Here is a 17975-nt window from a genome sequence, read left to right on the forward strand (position 1 = left end):
GAGAGCAGTCGTAACGGATAAGGGCAGGCTCTCAGGGAGGTGGGGACATGACGATCGTCGACGACACGGCGGCCGAACGACGGCGGCTGCGGTTCGAGCGGGACGCGCTGCCGTACATCGACCAGATCTACGCCGGCGCCCTACGGCTCGCGCGCAACCCCGCCGACGCCGAAGACCTGGTGCAGGACGTCTACATGCGGGCCTTCAGCAACTTCCATCAGTTCCGCGAGGGCACGAACCTGCGGGCCTGGCTCTACCGCATCCTGACCAACACCTACATCAACACCTACCGCAGGCAGCAGCGGCAGCCGCAGCGGTCCGCGGCCGAGGACATCGAGGACTGGCAGCTCGCCGAGGCGGCCTCGCACACCTCGTCGGGGCTCAAGTCCGCCGAGGTGGAGGCTCTGGAGGGGCTGCCCGACTCGCGGGTGAAGCGCGCGCAGCAGGAGCTGCCCGAGGACTTCCGGATGGCGGTCTACCTCGCCGACGTGGAGGGCTTCGCCTACAAGGAGATCGCGCAGATCACCGACGTCCCCATCGGCACGGTCATGTCACGGCTGCACCGGGGACGCCGGCAGCTGCGGACCAAGCTGGAGGACTACGCCGCCGAGCTCGGTCTGCTCCGGTCGGCGAGCGCCGCCGCACCGGACGGCCAGAAAGCCCAGGACGCCGAAACGCCCTGAAACGAAAGGAGCTCAGGCGTCCGCGTGCTCGGGGCTCTCCAGCCGGAAGAAGTTGCTCGGGCTGCCGTCCTTGCGGTGCTCCTGGTAGATGAAGTTGAGGTCGCGCTCCTCGAACGTCCTGAACCACTCGTCCCAGGAGATCTCCTTCAGGTCTTCACCGCCGTATCCCGGAAAGTCGAACCGGAGGACGCCTGGGCGGCCCTCGTGCTCGCTGCCGGGAACGGTGGCGGGCTTGGCGCCCCGTTCCCCGGCCCACCGCCTGATGACCTCGTGGTCGGTCGTGATCAGGCTGCGTCCGGGGCGCTCCTCGTGCTCCTCGGCAGAGGAGATCTCCTGCTCGTACTTGTGCTCGCCGGTGACCGGGTGGTGCTGCTCGGACATCTCGCCACCTCCCCTTTGGTCGCCCTACCCCGCGCCACCGGCCCTACCCGGGGCCTTCCCCGGCAGCCGCACCCACGCGGGGGACTCCTCCCCCGGCGCGTACGCGGAGTCGAGGCGCTTGCCCACGACGCCGGGCAGGCCCTGCTCGGCCGCCGCCCGCCGCCCCGCGCCCGCCTCCCCCGGCCAGGACGGCGCCGTCTGCCAGCGCGGCCCGCCGACCGCGAGGTCCTCCAGGCTCGCACGGCGGCGCTCGAACGGCTCGCCGAGCAACGACCGGCCGTCGTCGTAGAGCAGGTCGTAGGCGACGTAGACGGGGGTGCCGGCGATCGTGACGACCTCGCCGTCCAGCACGACGGCCCTGCTGCCCAACGACTCGGCGAGCGGGCGCAGCCAGCGGTGCTCCCCGGTGACGTCCGCGCCGCCCGCGTCGCGCAGCGTGAGCCTGCCGCCCTCCACGTACGCCGGCGCCCGCGTGCCGCCCCACCAGAACTCCCAGGCGTACGCCTCGGGGTCGCGGGGCACCCGGGCGCGGGTCACGGGCGTCATCGGCGCGAGCGAGGCGGGCGGGGGCTCCCACTGCCCGTCGGGCGGGTCCATCCGGTGGATCATCCAGTTGCGTCCCCGGGTCCGGAACAGCACGTAGCGGCCCGTGACCCGAGAGCCGCTCAGCACGATCTTGACCTCGCGGTCGCTCCACTTCTCGGTCGCGTAATGGCCGCGGTCCCAGATCGTCATCGTGCCGCCGCCGTACTCGCCCTGGGGGATCTCGCCCTCGAACCGGGCATATTCCATCGGGTGGTCCTCGGTGTGGACGGCGAGGTGGTTGGTCGCGGGGTCGGGCGGCAGGCCCTTGGGGATGGCCCAGGAGACCAGCACCCCGCCCCGCTCCAGGCGCAGGTCCCAGTGGAGGGAGCGGGCGTGGTGCTCCTGGATGACGAACGTGTCGTCCTCGCCCCGCGGCAGCGGCCCTTCGGCGGGGATCGGCTCGCGGGTGCGCGTCGCGTCGCGTTTGGCCCGGTAGGTCTCGAGTTTGTCCGCCATCTCCGTGGTCCTACCCACGGCATGACCCACTGTGGGTGACAAGCGTGTCACCTTGTAGCGACATGTCCGGTTAAGGACTTCGTGACCACTTGGTGATTGGGGGTGGCTATCGTCGCCCAGCATGAGTTCAGCGATCAGGTTGACCGCCGGCGCCACGATCGTGGCCCTCGGTCTCCTCCTGCCCGGCCCCCCCGCCACAGCGGCCCCGAGCCACACGGTCAAGATCACCGTCATGGCCAGCTCCGACATCCACGGAAACGCGCTCAACTGGGACTACTACAAGAACGCGGAGTACGACGACAGCGCGCACAACGACGTCGGCCTCGCGAAGATCTCGACGATGGTGTCGAAGATCAGGGCCGACCGCGGCGCCGACCACACCCTGCTGTTCGACTCCGGCGACATCCTCCAGGGCACGCCGCTGGACTACTACTACGCGAAGGTCGAGCCGATCACCTCGACCCACGCGACCCACCCCATGGCCAAGGCCATGAACGCCATCGGGTACGACGCCGTGACCCTGGGCAACCACGAGTTCAACTACGGCCTGCCGCTGCTCGGCGCCTGGGTCGAGCAGATGAAGGCGCCCGTCCTCGGCGCGAACGCCGTCTCGGCCACGACCGGCCAGCCGGCCTACGAGCCGTACATCATCAAGACCATGAAGGTGAAGGGCGAAAAGCCGATCAAGGTGGGCGTGCTCGGCCTCACCAACCCCGGCGTCGCGATCTGGGACAAGGCGAACGTCGACGGCAAGCTGAAGTTCCTCGACCTCGTCGCGACCGCCAAGAAGTGGGTGCCCGTCATCCGCGACCACGGCGCCGACGTCGTGCTGGTCACCGCCCACTCGGGCGACGACGGCATGTCTTCCTACGGCTCGGAGCTGCCCGTCGAGAACGCCGCCGCCCTGGTCGCCGAGCAGGTGCCGGGCATCGACGCCGTCCTGTTCGGCCACGCGCACAACGAGGTGCCCCAGCGCTTCGTCACCAACAAGGTCACCGGGCAGCAGGTGCTGCTGACCGAACCCAGCAAGTGGGGCCAGCGCCTCAGCGTCGTCGACTTCACGCTCGACAAGCAGCGCGGGAAGTGGACGGTGACCGGCAAGTCGTCCACCACGCTCAACACCAACACCGTGGCCGAGGACCCGAAGATCGTCGCCCTCATGAAGGAGGCGCACAACAAGACCGTCGGCTACGTCAACAAGGTCATCGCCCAGTCGTCCCAGGAGCTGTCGGCCGCCGAGTCGCCGTACAAGGACACGCCGATCCTCGACTACATCCAGAAGGTCCAGACCGACCTCGTCAGCAAGGCCATCGCCGGCACCGCCGACGCCTCGCTGCCCGTGCTGTCGATCGCCGCGCCGTTCAGCCGCACCGCCGTGTTCCCGGCCGGGCCGGTCAGCGTCCGCGACATGGCCGGGCTGTACGTCTACGACAACACGCTGCTCGGCATCAAGCTGACCGGTGCCCAGATCAAGGACTTCCTGGAGTATTCGGCGAAGTACTTCGCCCAGGTCGCCCCGGGCGCGCCGATCGACCTCGGCACGCTCACCAACGCCGGCGGCACGCCCGACTACAACTACGACCAGCTCTCCGGCGTGACGTACGACATCGACATCTCCAAGCCGGTCGGCCAGCGCATCGTCAACCTGGCGTACCAGGGCCAGCCCGTCACCGCCGACCAGCAGTTCGTGGTGGCCATCAACAACTACCGCCAGTCGGGCGGCGGCGGCTTCCCGCACGTCTCGACCGCCCCGGTGGTCTACAACGCCCAGGTGGAGATCCGCCAGGCGCTGATCGAGTACGCCGCCGCGACCGGCACCATCGACCCGGCCTCGTTCGCCGAGCCGAACTGGAAGCTCGTCCGCGACGGGGTTCCCGTCTTCTCCGAGTGACCTTCACGGAGTGACATTCGGGGGTGGCCCATCCCGGGCCGCCCCCTTCTTCGTTGAGCGGTCGTGCTCGGAGGGCGTTTTCACTCCCCATAGGTGATCGTGGAACGCGCGCATCGACGGTTCGTCGAGCCCGCCTGCGGAAAGTCTCCGCAACATCGCTTCGCTGCCGCGGCGCCTCACCTGCGGATTCAGGGCGCCGCAGCGCTCGGGATCAGTGTTGCGGGCCCGGCGAGCCCTCGTGACCGGGGCCTCCGTCCGCCTCGGCGAAGCCACCAGCTCGCGAGTCTTCACCCGGATGCGCTCTGGTCTCTTGCTTCCTGGTAGCGCGCCCAGCCTTCATCGAGAAGCCGGAACCCCGCGTCGATGGTCGATTCCGGATTCGCCTCGTGGGTGGCGCTGAGCTGGATCTGCAGAGCGAAACGGACGTAGAAGCGGATCTCGTCGGTCGGCTCCGTGTACCCGAACTCCTTGGTGATCGCGGCGACGAGGGCGTCCTCATGGCGGAACCACATCTTCTCCGCGTAATCGATCAGGGCCGGCGTCTCTTCCATGAGGGTGAGGATCTGGCGTTGGGGCCCGGACCTCATCGCGGCGATCTCGGAGAGGTAGTGCGCCTTCAGCGCGTCGGAGATCGTCGTCCCCGGCGCCCGGCCACTGACCGCGGCCACGAGGCGCTCATGCCGTTCGTCCTCGTCGCCGAAGACAAGCGCCTCCTTCTGCGGGAAATGCGTGAAGACCGTCTTGGGTGAGACGTCCGCCTTGTCGGCGATCTCGCGAACGCTGACCCCGTCGAAGCCGCGCTCGAGAAAGAGTGCCATCGCCGCGTCCAAGATCGCCGCCCGCGTTGCCGCCTTCTTGCGTTCCCGCCGTCCCACGGCCGTTCCGTCAACCATGACCAGATCCTACTAGTCCCGAGCTACAACTACATTGACGGTAAAAGTAGTCTCGATATAGTAAGTGTGCGAGTGAAGTTATCGGGTGGCTGCGATCCCCATGCTGCGCCGCCTCGGCACGACCCCCTGCACCGACCCCGGCGCCCAGCGCCGACACCGGAAAGGACCATGACCATGGGCGGCAACATCGACTCGTTCTCGAGCCTCGAACGAAACGAACCCGCGAACGACGCGAAGCCCGAAGCGCTCGTCTCCGACGCGTGGCGGCCTTGGCAGCACCGAACCGCGGGAGCCTTGCTCATCGCGGGGCCGATGATCTTCTTACTCGCCGAGTTCATCGCCGCCGCGGCATGGACGGATCCGCCCTACAGCTACACGTACCACTTCATCAGCAATCTCGGAGTCCACGGGCCCTCGACGCTGTTCGGGCAGTACATGTACTCACCACTGGCATGGGTGATGAACACCGGCTTCTTCCTGTTCGGGATCCCGATTCCGGCCGGTGTGGCCGTGCTGCGCGGTCTACACGGCCGGTACCGCTGGGCAGCGCTCGCGCCCGCGACGCTGCTGGCCGCCGGCGGCGTCCTGCTGGGACTGTTTCCCGGATCCGGCGAGGCGATGAACGACGGCACCGGCGACTTCCACGCCTTGGGCGCCCTGGCAGGCTTCGTCGGCGGAAACGTCCTGGCCATCGCGCTCGGGAGCATGCACCGACGCGTCGGGCTCTCCCTGAAACTCGGGCGGACGCTGGTCACGGTCGGCGCGATCGGCCTGGTCTCGATGGTGGCCTACTTCGCCGACCTCATCTCCGGGGCCAACGTCCTCGTCGGCCTCATCGAACGCGGCGCCGTCCATCCGTTCCTGCTCGGCCTCATCTGCGCGGGGGTCGCCCTCTGGCGTGGGTACAGCCGCCCCTCGGCGACCGGCTGAGCCGGGTTGTTCACTGCCCGCGACCCAGCACGATTACGCCCTCATCTCCCGATACAAGATCACATTCGGGATCCGAGGCACCCTCTTCCAGCCCCACCCTTATCCACGAGAACAGGTGAGCCGCGAGCGTGGGGTGGAGGTCTCGCCAGCGAGGCGGAGGCCCACCGCATCGCGGTGCGCATGCGCCGGGCGGCCATCGCCGCCCACCTGCTGTCGGCCGTCCTGCTCGCGGCCGTCACCTGCTTCTCCGGCGAGACCGTCGGCGGCTCGACGCGACGGACGGGACGTTCGAGGACTCCCTCAGCCGTCTGACCCGACAACCAGGAGGTCCTGGCCGGCATCAAGGCGTTCCTCCGCCTGGTCAGAGCCGAGACGGCGTAGCGCAAAACCGGAAATTCCCGATTGTGTGGACGGTCCTGTCACTGCCCGATAACCTCTGCCGGGTCAAGATTGTCGGATCTTCAACAACAGGGGCGGGGACGGCGTGACGCGCTCGTGGAGGGAGCTACCCACGGGCCGTGTCGTGCATCTGCACGCGGGGCGAGACGTGCATGCGCCCGCGAGATCGGACGAGCAAGCGCGCGCAGGACAAGACGTGCACCCGCACACAGACCACGACATGCACCCGCACGCCGGCCAGGACGCGTACCCGCAGGCACGATCGGACGTGCATCTGCGTGCGAGACTGAACCCGCCTCTGCACGGCGACTCGGACGTCGTCGCGCTGGCGCTCGACCCCCTGCCCGACGACGCGCCCGCGCTGGTCACCTACGTCCCCCACCCGGCTTTGATCCCCACGTCCCTGACCCCTGCGTCCCTCGCCTCCGCGCCCCTGACCCCCGCGGACCTGGTCGCCGACGTGCTGCGGGAGCTGGAGCACGCCGCGCTGGCGATGTTCCCCGCCTGGCTGCAAGAGGCCGCCGGCATCACCGGGTCCGGCGGCGCGGCCGTGCCCGCCGTCCGCGCCCTCGCACTGCGTACGGGCTCGGCCAGCAGGCACTTCGCGCCCTTCCTCGCCGACCTGGCCGAACGCGCCCTGCGCGAGCGGGCCGCCTCGGACAGGTTCACAGCCGGGGGCACGGGCCGGGTCACGGTAGGAGTCACGGACAGGTTCACGGGCGGCGTGACGTCCGGAGGCCGTACGGCCGGCCGGGCCCGCACGTTCCCGCCCGAGATCCGTGCCGCCGGGCTGGCCCGGGTGCTCCGCGCGGGCTACCGGCGGCCGGAGGCCGCGATCCTCGTGCGGGTTCCCTCCGGTCTCCCGCCCGCCGCCGAGGAGGTGCTGGTCACAGCCTGCGAATGGCTCGCCCAGCACGGCGGGTTCGGCGTCTGGCTCACCGGACCACCCCCGCGCGCCGTCGACCGCATCGAGTCCGTGGCCGCCCCGATCCCCGACGATGTGGCGGCGCTCATCCACGGGATCGAGCCGGGCGACGCCGAGGAGTCCGACCTGCCGGCGCTCACCTATCCGCCTCTCGCCGGGCTGCCGCACCCGGGCAGTGCCGCCGAGCGACGGTTGGAGGCGGCGCTGTCGCCGTGCGACTGGGCGGCGGGCCGCGAGTGGAACCAGCTCCACGCCTCCGGACCGCTCAACAACCCGATCCGCGTCGACCTGCTCTGGCGTGCCGAACGATGCGTGGTCGAAATCGACGGTCCCGAGCACCTCGGCCCGCTCCGCCGCGCCGCCGACATACAGCGCGACGAGCGCCTGCGCCGGGACGGCTACGCCGTCCGCCGATTCACCAACGAGCAGGTGCTGAAACGTCTCAGCACCGTGCTCGCCGAGTTGGAACGCTTCCTCCACCAGTGCCGCAATGGAACGTTCGAAGGGTCACCCCATGCCTGACAAACCCCTGTCCTTCTCCGCGACCTGCGCCCTGCTGATCCTGATGGCGGAAGACCGGGAGATGCCCAATCCCGAGCTCAAGGAGAAGTACGGCGTCACCATCACGGGCAAGGAGCGGACAACCCTCAACGAGGGCGGATTCGTCACCAGCCGGAAGACGGGGCGCTCCTTCAGCCACGTGCTTACCGACAAGGGCTGGCACCACGCGTCCGAACTCGCCCGGGACGGCATCAGCGCGCCGGGCACCGGTTTCGCGGCGGCGGCGGTCAAGGCCCTCGTCGGCAACCTCCAGCGGCACATCGTCCGGAGCGAGCACAGCCTCGCCGAGATCTACAGCCGTCAGGAGGACCTCCTCACTGAGGTGAACGAGGCGCCGAAGGCAGAGACGACGCCAGAACCGATCGCACAGCCCCCGATCGCCCAGCCCCCGATCGCACAGTCACCGATTCCGCAGCCGCCGGTCGCACAGACGCCGGTCGCACAGACGCCGGCCGCCCAGCCCTCAGTCGCTGAGACGCCGACCACGGAGACGTCGATCTCCGAGACGCCCACCGCGCAACCGCCGATCGTGGAGACCCCGCCCGCGAGCGTGCCCGCACTCTCGTCCGAGGACATCGAGACTCTGATCCGCAAGGCGTACGCGCAGCTCGCCGACAAGCCGAACACCTGGGTGAGCCTGACCCAGTTGCGTCCGCTGCTGGGCGACGCCCCCAGGGACAAGGTCGACGCCACCCTCGTGGAGATGACTCGCCGGCCCGACGTGCGTTTCGTTCCCTGGGAGAACCAGAAGACCCTCACCCAGGCGGATCGGGACGCCGCCGTCGTCATCGGTGACCAGCCCAAGCACCGCATCTGGATCGGAGCATGATGTCCGGCAAGGAACTGGACGCCCTGTCGGCGTTGAGGTTCAACTACGCCAGGGTCCCCGACGACGTCTGGCGCCCCCTGCCGTTCCATGTCGGAACCCTGCACCGGCAGGCCGCGCAGACCGTCCTCGACGGGTTCATCGAGGCCGAGGAGAGCGCCGACGCGAGCCCCATCGGCATCGTCATCGAGGGACAGCGCGGCTCCGGCAAGACGCACCTGCTCGGCTGGGTCCGGCAGAAGGTGCACGAGGAGGACGGCTATTTCTTCCTGGTGAGCCTGCTCGACGCCAGGAGCTTCTGGGAGAGCGTGCTGCTGTCCATGCTGGACAGCCTTTCCCGGCCCATCCCGGGATCGGGGACCCAGCTCATGGAGCTTCTGTGGCGGCTGTGCCTGCTGGCCGAGATCCCGGAAGAAGCACGCCGGTCGCTGACCGGTGAGGCGCCGCTCTCCCGGCAGAACCTGGACGACTTCGTGCGCGCCCTGCGCCGGTACGACCGGCACGTCGGCGGCGTCGCCCAAGACGTCGCCAGGGCACTCGTCCTGCGCGCGGCCGACGACCCGTCCGCGCAGGACGTCGGAGACGCCTACCTCACCTCGGCGCCGGAAGGAGAACCGGGCGAGCGGGCCGGCTGGGGTTTCACCACGATCGTGAAGTCTCCGCAGGAGATCGTCAGGGACCTGTCCCGCCTGGTGGCGCTGACCGGTCCTTCCGTCATCGCGGTGGACCAGATCGACGTCCTGATCGCGCAGTCGTCCGTCGCCATGGCGGGAGACACCAGGGACTCCTGGCAGCAGGCAGCGGTGATCGAACAGATCGCGGGCGGCCTGATGAACCTCCGTGAGATGACCCGCCGCACGCTGACCGTGCTCTCCTGCCTTCCCGCGACGTGGGAGCTTATCCGCACGAAAGCCACCGACACGGTGCAGGACCGGTTCCGGGAAGCCGTGCCGCTCGACAACATCCCCGATGCGCGGACGGGCATCGAGCTGATCGAGAAGCGGTTCAGCGCGCAGTACGGCGCGGTCGGGTTCACCCCGCCATATCCGACGTGGCCGCTGAAGCCGGAGGCGTTCGAGGATGCGCACCAGTACACCCCGCGCCAGTTGCTCATCCGGATCGACAAGCACGTCCGGTCGTGCCTGGCGAGCGGGCAGGTCGTGGAGCTGGAACGGCTGACCGGCTCCCAGCCAGTCAGGGTCGTTCCTGTATCTCCGCCGCCGCAGCCGGAGCCCGACTTCGGCGCGCTCGACAGGCGGTTCGCGGAGTTGCGGCAGCGTGCGGACGTGGTGGACGCGCTTGACCCGATCACCGAGGACGTCGTGATGCCGGGGCTGCTGTCGGCCGGACTGTCCGCCTGGATCGCCGAGCAGGGCGAGGACGGGCGCCTGTTCACCCAGGACCCGCCCCCGAGCACGAAGCCGCCCCTGCACGCGCGCCTGCGGCGGACGCTGGACGAGGCGACGGAGAACGAGGCCCACTGGTGCTTCCGCGCCATCTCGGCGTCCCATCACACCGCCGCGCTCAACCGGCTGAAGGCCGCGTCCACGGCGGCCGGGCTCGACGAGCGGATCCCCGCGCGCAAGCTGTTCGTGCTCAGGAACCAGAGCTGGGCCAAGGGACCGGCCACCCAGGCGGCCCTGGCCGCCTTCGAGCAGGCGGGCGGCCGGGTGCTCCAGGTCGAAGAGGACGACCTGCGGATCTTCTCGGCGCTTCGCACCCTGCTGACGGAGAACTCGCCGGACCTCCGGGCGTGGCTCGTCTCGCGTAAGCCGACGAGCGAGGTGAAGCTGTTCGCGGAGGCGCTGGGCGACGCGGCCGTTCCGCGTGTGTCCGACTCCGTCACCGGAAGGTCCGCCCGGTCGAACCGGGCGCAGGACCGCCCCCGGCGCACCGCCAACCCCGAACGGCGTCTGCTCCGCCGGGAGGCGGTGCCGGGACTCACGACGCTGCCGTTGACCGAAGCGCCCTCCCCGGCCTCCGGCACCACGCCGTCGCCCGCCACTGGCAGCGCACCGTCCCCCATCACCGACAGCGCGCCGCCGCCCGCACAGGACACCGCGGCGTCCCCCGCCACGGGCATCGTCCCGCCCCTGGCCACGGACATCGCACCGTCCCCCATCACCGACAGCGCGCCGTCCCCCGCTCCGGACACCGCGGCGTCCCCCGCCACGGGCATCGCCCCGCCCCTGGCCACGGACATCGCACCGTCCCCCATCACCGACAGCGCGCCGCCGCCCGCACAGGACACCGCGGCGTCTCCGGTCACGGGCATAGCGCAGCTCCCGGCTACGGAGACCGCACCGCAGCCGGCCACCGATGGCGAGTCGCCTCCGGCTTCCGGGGATGTGCCGGAACCTTCCGATACGGGCGTCGCGAGTTCCGGCGGCCTGACCCTTGGTCCGGCCGTTCCCGATCTGCAGGTCTGGCCGCCGCTGCCCGCCCCTGAGGCGTCACCGGTCGAAGCACCGGCCCCGGAGATGCCGACTGTGGAGATTCCGGCCTCGGAGCTACCGGTGGTGGAGGCAGCGGTTCCCCGGCCGCGAAGGCCGCTGTCGGCGGATGAGGACCCGGCGTCGCCGTACCTGACGATCGGGGCGGCGACCGCGGACGGCCGGCCGGTGCGCGTGCACCTGGAGACCCTGCGCAAGCACACGGCGATCTTCGCCGGATCGGGCTCCGGCAAGACGGTGCTGATCCGCCGTCTCGTGGAGGAGTGCGCCCTTCAGGGGGTCTCGGCGATCGTCCTCGACGCGAACAACGACCTCGCGCGGCTGGGCGACCGGTGGCCGGAGCCACCCGCGGAGTGGGGCGAGGGCGACGCGGCCAGGGCCGACGACTACCTGGCCAACACCGACGTGGTGATCTGGACGCCGCGCAAGGAGGCGGGACGGCCGCTGAGCTTCCAGCCGCTGCCCGACTTCGGCAGCGTCGCCGACGACCCTGACGAGTTCGGCGAGGCGGTGGACGCCGCCCTCGCCGCGCTCGTGCCCCGGGCGAAGCTGGAGGCCAAGACGGCCAAGGCGCATCTCGGCCAGGCGGTGCTCCGCGAGGCCGTCGCCCACTACGGACGGCGCGGCGGCACGAGCCTCGCCGGCCTGATCGCCCTCCTCGACGACCTGCCGGACGGCGTGAGCACTCTCGAAGGCGCGCCCAGGCTCGCGACCGAGATGGCCCAGCACCTGAGGGCGGAGACGATCAGCGATCCCCTGTTCGCGGGGACCGGGACGCCCGTCGATCCGGGCGTCCTGCTGACGCCGCCGGAGGGCAAGCGGGCCCGTGTCTCGGTGATCAGCCTCACCGGCCTGGCCTCCGACCAGCAGCGGCAGGGCTTCGTCAACCAGCTGCAGATGGCGCTGTTCTCCTGGATCAAGCGGCATCCCGCCGGAGACCGGCCGCTCGGCGGGCTGTTCGTGATGGACGAGGCCCAGACGTTCGCGCCGTCCGGTACGACGACCGTGTGCACCCAGAGCACGCTCGCTCTCGCCGCGCAGGCCCGCAAGTACGGCCTGGGGCTGGTGTTCGCCACCCAGGCGCCGAAGGGGCTGCACAACCGGATCACGGGCAACGCCGCCACCCAGTTCTTCGGCCTGCTCAACGCGCCGGCCCAGATCACGGCGGCGCGGGAGCTGGCCAGGGCCAAGGGCGGCGACGTCCCCGACGTGGCGCGGCTGCGGTCGGGCCAGTTCTACGCGGCGTTCGAGGGCGGGTCGTTCACGAAGGTCCGTACGCCGCTGTGCCTGACCCACCACCCGAGCAGCCCCCTGACGAGCGAGGAGGTCGTGGCCCGGGCGAACCGGTAGGGCGCCGCCGCCCATGCTCCCTGCCCGTGCTCCCTGCCGCCGCCCGTCCTTCCTGCCGCCGCCCGTGCTCCCCTTCCGGCGGTCTATCGCCGGAAAGCGGCGCCACCGGCGGCGGCGATCGCCACCGACAGGACGATGACGACGGTGAGCGTGCCCAGGGGGTTGCGGTGCCGTACGGGCGCGATCGCGCGCATGGCCGGCACACGGTAGACCGGTGACGGCGACGGAGTGGGCCGCGGCGTCGGACGAGGGCGCGGGGACGGCGCCGCCACGGGCGGCCGGGCCACGGCCACCACCCGGTGCGGAGCATGCCGGGGCGTCGGTGCGGGCTTCTCGGGAGCCGGTGGCGGAGGCTTCTGGGAGGGCGCGGGCGGCGGCACGGGCCTGGGTGACGTGCAGCCGGGCCGTCCGATGCCGACCTCGGCGTGCAGGCCGATGAGCACGTCGACGTCGAGGCAGACACCGACCCGCAGGCCCGGTCCGTCCGGATCGGGTGCCGTGAGGGACACATCGGCCGCTGCCCGCACCATCCCCCGGGCCACCGTGCCGCCCGCGCCCGTGTCCTGCCGCTCGGCCCGCACCTGCTGCTCGGCCGCCGGGGCGGGAGCCGCCGCGGCCGGCACGGCGCAGGCCGGCACGGCACAGGCCAGCGCGGCGCAGGCGGAAACGGCCGCGACCGCGACGGCCACGCGCGGGCCCGCCGTCCTGCCCATGTCAGTGGCCCTCGGGGATCCGCTGGAACTCGTGCAGGGCGCTCACGAACGCGTCGGGCTGCACCGCCAGGCCGCCGCTGAAGGGGTGGGAGATGTTCCACGCGAGATAGACGCCGACGCCGAGCAGGACCGCCATCGTCAGCACCGGCACGAGCGTGAGCCCCCGGGGCCGCGCCCCTGCCAGGAACGGGAAGACGATGACCAGGACGCCCGTGAGCACCGTCAGCAGCATGACGCCGGGGGGCGGCTCGGTACCCGCGTCGGCGGCGCGCTGCCGCCGGGCGGCGGACATGTCCGCCATCCGCTCCAGCACGGCGTCTCTGGCGTCGCGCGCCTCGTCGGTCGTGACCGGCAGTTCGGTCACGTGGGCGCGTAACGCCTCCAGCCGCGCCGTTCCCTCGCTGCCGAGATGTCCGGCCGCCATCTGCGGCCACTCGTCCTCGACGACGTATCTCGCGTACTCGCGGAGCCCCTCGCGCACCTGGGCGGCGTCGGGGGCCGGGAGCGGCGCGGCGGCCCAGTAGGCCTCCACGAGCGCGTGGGTCTCCGCGTAGGTGTTCTGCCGCGCGGAGTCGGCCGAGGTCCACGGCACGACGATCGCGATGGCGAACACGAGCAGGAACAGCGAGGAGAGCATCGACCCGGCGTGACCGGCGGACGCGCCGCCGGGATCGCGGTCGTCGGTGCCCCGGCCCAGCGCGCGGAAGAGAAGGGCCGCCACGGCCACCAGCCCGACGGCCGCCGCGACCGCGAGTACGCCCAAGAGCATGACATCTCCACAGACACTTTGCCGATTACTTGTGGTGACATGACTATCACACGAAGTAATCATTGACCAGCCAAGACAGGCAAGTCACGGCGCGGCCTGCCCGGCCGGGCGGGAGAGGTCATGGCAGGATCGGCGCGGAGGTGATCGCATGCGCGTGGTGATCGCGGGCGGACACGGGAAGATCGCCCTTCGGCTGGCGCGCCTGCTGAGCGGGCGGGGCGACGCGCCCGTGGGGCTGATCCGCAACCCGGACCAGGTCGCGGACGTGGAGGCGGCCGGCGCCGAGGCGGTGGTGTGCGACCTGGAGCGGACCACGCCGGAGAAGGTGGCCGAGATCCTGCTGGGGGCGGGAGCCGTCGTCTTCGCCGCCGGGGCGGGGCCCGGCAGCGGCGTCGCGCGCAAGTTCACCGTGGACCAGGGCGCCTCGGTGCTGCTCGCCGACGCGGCCGAACGGGCCGGGGTGTCCCGCTTCATCCAGATCTCCTCGATGGGCGCGGGATCGCCGCCCGCACCGGGGAGCGACGAGGTCTGGGCGGCCTACATCACCGCGAAGACGGCGGCGGAGGAGGACCTGCGCGCCCGCCCGCTCGACTGGACGATCCTGCGGCCCGGGCGGCTCACCGACGAGCCTGGCACCGGCCTGGTGACGCTCGCCGACCCGCCGCTTCCCCCCGGTTCGGTGCCGCGCGACGACGTGGCCGCCGTGATCGCCGCACTGATCGACACACCGGAGACGCGGCTTCGCGTCCTCGAACTCATCGGCGGAGGCGTGCCCATCGACGAGGCCATACGGCTCGTGCTGATGTGACGACCGCACAGCGGCGTTTTCAGGACCGTTACCCAAACCGCCCCGAATAGCAAGAGGTACTAAATACCCAATTGGGCACTAGATCATCTCGTTACGGAAAAATCCCGAATTTGTGGGGTTCATGCGGCTTGACGCGTTTTGCGGGGTGACGAAGACTTCCCTCGAACTTCGCGTGATCCACTCCGGGCCGGCCCCCCTCCCCGGAAGGCACGCCAGATGGAGGAACTCGATGAGTAGCTCTCCCCGGAGAGCGCGTCGCTATGCCGCCGCGCTCGCACTCCCCCTGGCGATCACTCTGAACGCCCTCCCGGCGCTCGCCGATCCTTCCCCGGATCCGGTCCCGCCGGACCGGGCCTCCAGCACCGCGCAGAACGGCGTAGCGCTCATGCGCGTCGTCGTCGCCGACCAGGCGGGCGTGGACAAGCTGGTCGCCATGGGCGTCGACCTGGCCGAATACACCAAGCCCGTCGACGGCGGCATCGAGGTGCACGCCGTGCTCAGCCCCGACGAGGCGCGGAGCCTGCGCGACCAGGGCTTCGACGTCCGCGACGCCATCTCCGACCAGAGCGACTACGCCGCGAACCTGGCAGAACGGCGGCAGGCTCTCGCCGTCGCATCGGCCGACGCGGCCGAGACCGACACACTGACCCCGCTGCGCGCCGAGTGGTTCACCAGCCTCGACAACCAGCGCTTCCTGTCGGTGGAAGTGAAGACGAGCGCGACCGACGCCCAGACCGTGCTCACCGCCACCTGGGACAGCGGCCCCGGCACGGCCCCCGACTCCGGCGGCTCGACGACGATGTCCCGCTTCACCGACGCGGGCCAGTACATGTACCACCGGTTCAACTCGCCGCTGCCGATCACGGAGACCCCCACCCAGGTCACGATCACCAGCAGCCGGGGCGGCACGGTCACCGTGCCGGTGACCAAGTGGCTGGGCGAGCCGCGCAAGGCGCCGGGCAAGCACTACGTGCAGGACTTCGTCGACCACTACATGGACCCCACCGAGGTCACCGGCCGGATCGTGGCGCTGGCCAAGCAGTTCCCGAACATCTCGGAGATCATCGACCTCCCGTACAAGACGAACGGCTACCGCCGCCAGGCGCAGGCGCAGTTCGGCAGCGGCTCGGGGAGCGCGCTGGCGAGCACGTTCTACGTGACGTCCAAGGCGTACGGCAGCGAGGGCGGCAACGACGTCAGCGTCGCGCTGGCGAACCCCGGCACCGCCTCGGCCCCGCTCTCGGTCACCGTCAACGGCAAGGACGTCGTGGTCAACCTGGCGACGGACGCCTCCGGCTCGGTCACCAGCACGGCCTCCGAGGTGGTCGCCGCGCTGAACGGCGACCCCGCGGCCTCGGCGCTGCTGACCGCCGCCCTCTATCGCACCAGCCCGGGCACCGGCGTGGTGGCCGCGGCCGCGGCGACGAAGCTGACCGACGGCCTGAAGGCGCCGGCGACCGTCTCGCGCCAGCCGTTCCAGATGAAGGCGCTGCGCATCGGCAAGAGCCGGGACGGCTCGAAGACCGGGGTGTTCCTCTACTGCCAGGAGCACGCCCGCGAGTGGGTGACCCCGCTGACCTGTGTGGAGACCGCCGAGCGGCTGCTGCGCAACTACGCGCTCGACGCGGACACCAAGAAGCTGGTGAACAACCTCGACATCTTCATCGTGCCGACGATCAACCCCGACGGCGCGCACTACTCGATGTACGACTACAACATGCAGCGCAAGAACATGGTGAACTACTGCGCTGCCGACGGGTCGGACCCGGCGCGCCGCAACTCCTGGGGCGTCGACCTCAACCGCAACTTCTCGGTGGGCAGCGCTTTCGACGGCTACGTCGGCGGTTCGACCACCTGCACCGGTGAGACCTACTCCGGGCCGTCCGAGCTGTCGGAGCCGGAGACCCGCAACGAGGTCTGGCTGACGGAGCAGTACCCGAACATCAAGTTCGCGATGAACACCCACTCCTACGGCGGCTACTTCATGTGGCCTCCGGGGGCGTACAAGAGCGCCGGGCGCGAGACGCTGCCGCGGCCGGACCTGGGCACCGAGGAGTACTTCTGGAACGCCTCCGCCCACATCCTGTCGGCCGTGCAGGGCTGGCGCGGCACGGCCATCTGGCCGGGGCGCACCGGTCCGGTGATCGACGTGCTCTACTCGGCGGCCGGCAACAGCGCCGACGAGTTCTGGTACAACAAGGGCATCATCGGCTGGGACTTCGAGGTCGGCGCGGACGTCTACGACCCGGCGACCAACAGGTACACCTCGGTCGGCTTCCAGCCTCCGTTCGAGGAGGGCCACGAGGAGGCGATGGAGTTCTCCAACGGCCAGATCGGCATCCTCGAAGTCGCCCAGGCGTACGAGAAGGACAAGCAGAAGCCCGAGTCGAAGCTCGTGGTGACCGACAGGACCGACACCTCGGCCACGTTCACCTTCACCGTGGACGAGCCGGCGAACGTCTACTACACCCTCGACGGCAGCCGGCCGACGCTGAGCTCGCCCAAGCTGACCTCGTCGGGCATGCGCGAGGGCGCCGCGAAGATCACTGTCGACAAGACGACAGAGGTGCACTGGTTCGCCATGGACCTCGCGGGCAACATCGAGAAGAACTACAAGCCGGACGGCAACGGCAAGAACTACAACAAGGAGACCGTCACCGTCGACAAGGCGCCGGTGGTGCCGCTGACCGTGACCGCCTCGTCCCGTTGCACGGGCAGCTCGGCGTACGTCGCCGCGACGGCCGTCAACGCCGGTGACGGGCCGGCGACGGTGGAGCTGACCACCCCGTACGGTTCCAAGACGGTGGCCGACGTGGCCCCGGGCAAGCAGGCCTACCAGTCCTTCAACACCCGGGCCGGGAGCATCGACGCCGGCACGGTCACCGTGAAGGCGACCGCCACGATCGACGGCAAGCAGGTCACCTCGTCCTACGACGCCGCCTACAGCGCGGCCGACTGCCACTGAGCCGCTGACACCGCTGTAGCACAGACCCGGGGCCGGCCGCCCATCCGGCCGGCCCCGCCCCCCATAAATGGAGCGATCCGCATGAGAATCACCAGGACCACCCAGATAATCGCCGCCTCCGTGCTCGGCCTGGCCCTCGCCGCCGCGGCCACCCCCGCGCTGGCCGACGACGACCCCGCCGGCACCGGCGGCATCGACGTGTCGGTGAACATCCAGCCGACCACCACCCCCGGCCAGCTGTCGATGACGGTGGCCGACAACACGGGGGTGTCGCTGGAGGAGAACGGCTCGGACGCCACCGCCCGCCAGTTCACCGGCACCCTGCCGACGGTCACCGTGACCGACACCCGCACCCCCGAGGAGATCCCCGACGGTGAGTACTGGGCG

15 protein-coding genes are annotated in these 17975 nt (G+C 70.5%); 10 read left to right on the forward strand and 5 right to left on the reverse strand.

What is annotated here, in order from left to right:
* The first annotated feature begins 47 nt into the window (after nucleotides 1-47).
* Entirely contained in the window at nucleotides 48-683 is a 636-nt protein-coding gene (locus FLV34_RS25925) for a sigma-70 family RNA polymerase sigma factor (RefSeq protein ID WP_147944323.1), read from the forward strand.
* 12 nt (nucleotides 684-695) lie between these two features.
* Here FLV34_RS25925 and FLV34_RS25930 read toward each other — a convergent pair whose 3' ends face one another.
* Nucleotides 696-1064, reverse strand: a complete 369-nt coding sequence (locus FLV34_RS25930; protein WP_142648604.1) for a hypothetical protein — start codon at nucleotides 1062-1064, stop codon at nucleotides 696-698.
* Nucleotides 1065-1088: 24 nt separating this feature from the next.
* Nucleotides 1089-2105: a DNA polymerase ligase N-terminal domain-containing protein gene (locus FLV34_RS25935; protein ID WP_147944324.1), complete on the reverse strand. Its 1017-nt coding sequence runs from the start codon at nucleotides 2103-2105 to the stop codon at nucleotides 1089-1091.
* Between the two features lie 121 nt (nucleotides 2106-2226).
* On the opposite strand from FLV34_RS25935, the gene FLV34_RS25940 reads away from it, so the two are divergent.
* Nucleotides 2227-3996: a bifunctional UDP-sugar hydrolase/5'-nucleotidase gene (locus tag FLV34_RS25940; RefSeq protein ID WP_147944325.1), complete on the forward strand. Its 1770-nt coding sequence runs from the start codon at nucleotides 2227-2229 to the stop codon at nucleotides 3994-3996.
* A gap of 287 nt (nucleotides 3997-4283) precedes the next feature.
* Here FLV34_RS25940 and FLV34_RS25945 read toward each other — a convergent pair whose 3' ends face one another.
* Nucleotides 4284-4889 carry a TetR/AcrR family transcriptional regulator gene (locus tag FLV34_RS25945; RefSeq protein WP_142648601.1) on the reverse strand — a complete coding sequence of 202 codons (606 nt, stop codon included), beginning with the start codon at nucleotides 4887-4889 and terminating at the stop codon, nucleotides 4284-4286.
* A 174-nt stretch (nucleotides 4890-5063) separates the two neighbouring features.
* On the opposite strand from FLV34_RS25945, the gene FLV34_RS25950 reads away from it, so the two are divergent.
* The 5 genes from FLV34_RS25950 to FLV34_RS42670 all read left to right on the forward strand — a co-directional run bounded on the left by FLV34_RS25950 (nucleotide 5064) and on the right by FLV34_RS42670 (nucleotide 12333).
* Nucleotides 5064-5819, forward strand: coding sequence for a DUF998 domain-containing protein (locus tag FLV34_RS25950; RefSeq protein WP_142648600.1), 756 nt, complete (start codon nucleotides 5064-5066; stop codon nucleotides 5817-5819).
* Nucleotides 5820-5999: 180 nt separating this feature from the next.
* The gene (locus tag FLV34_RS42665; RefSeq protein WP_261985905.1) at nucleotides 6000-6131 is read left to right on the forward strand and encodes a hypothetical protein; all 132 of its coding nucleotides are present in this window, start codon (nucleotides 6000-6002) and stop codon (nucleotides 6129-6131) included.
* A gap of 283 nt (nucleotides 6132-6414) precedes the next feature.
* Nucleotides 6415-7665 (forward strand): endonuclease domain-containing protein, encoded by a 1251-nt coding sequence (locus FLV34_RS25960; protein WP_147944326.1) that lies wholly within the window; start codon nucleotides 6415-6417, stop codon nucleotides 7663-7665.
* Nucleotides 7658-8533, forward strand: a complete 876-nt coding sequence (locus FLV34_RS25965) for a hypothetical protein (RefSeq protein ID WP_147944327.1) — start codon at nucleotides 7658-7660, stop codon at nucleotides 8531-8533. Before FLV34_RS25960 ends, FLV34_RS25965 begins: the two co-directional genes overlap by 8 nt.
* Complete coding sequence (locus tag FLV34_RS42670) at nucleotides 8530-12333, forward strand: DUF87 domain-containing protein (protein ID WP_261985906.1); 3804 nt, start codon at nucleotides 8530-8532, stop codon at nucleotides 12331-12333. Before FLV34_RS25965 ends, FLV34_RS42670 begins: the two co-directional genes overlap by 4 nt.
* A gap of 83 nt (nucleotides 12334-12416) precedes the next feature.
* Here the strand turns inward: FLV34_RS42670 and FLV34_RS25975 are convergent, their stop codons facing one another.
* Entirely contained in the window at nucleotides 12417-13046 is a 630-nt protein-coding gene (locus tag FLV34_RS25975) for a hypothetical protein (protein ID WP_147944328.1), read from the reverse strand.
* Nucleotide 13047: 1 nt separating this feature from the next.
* Nucleotides 13048-13815, reverse strand: a complete 768-nt coding sequence (locus tag FLV34_RS25980; protein ID WP_147944329.1) for a DUF4239 domain-containing protein — start codon at nucleotides 13813-13815, stop codon at nucleotides 13048-13050.
* A gap of 148 nt (nucleotides 13816-13963) precedes the next feature.
* Here FLV34_RS25980 and FLV34_RS25985 point away from each other — a divergent pair, with 148 nt between their 5' ends.
* The 3 genes from FLV34_RS25985 to FLV34_RS25995 all read left to right on the forward strand — a co-directional run.
* Nucleotides 13964-14623 carry an SDR family oxidoreductase gene (locus FLV34_RS25985; protein ID WP_142648595.1) on the forward strand — a complete coding sequence of 220 codons (660 nt, stop codon included), beginning with the start codon at nucleotides 13964-13966 and terminating at the stop codon, nucleotides 14621-14623.
* 229 nt (nucleotides 14624-14852) lie between these two features.
* A complete protein-coding gene (locus FLV34_RS25990) occupies nucleotides 14853-17588 on the forward strand; it encodes a M14 family metallopeptidase (RefSeq protein ID WP_168066043.1) in 2736 nt (911 codons plus the stop codon).
* An 81-nt stretch (nucleotides 17589-17669) separates the two neighbouring features.
* Nucleotides 17670-17975 (forward strand): hypothetical protein (locus FLV34_RS25995; protein ID WP_222709626.1); only part of this gene is annotated, 306 nt, incomplete at its 3' end.

It is taken from the genome of Microbispora sp. CSR-4 (assembly GCF_008033685.1).
GTDB lineage: Bacteria > Actinomycetota > Actinomycetes > Streptosporangiales > Streptosporangiaceae > Microbispora.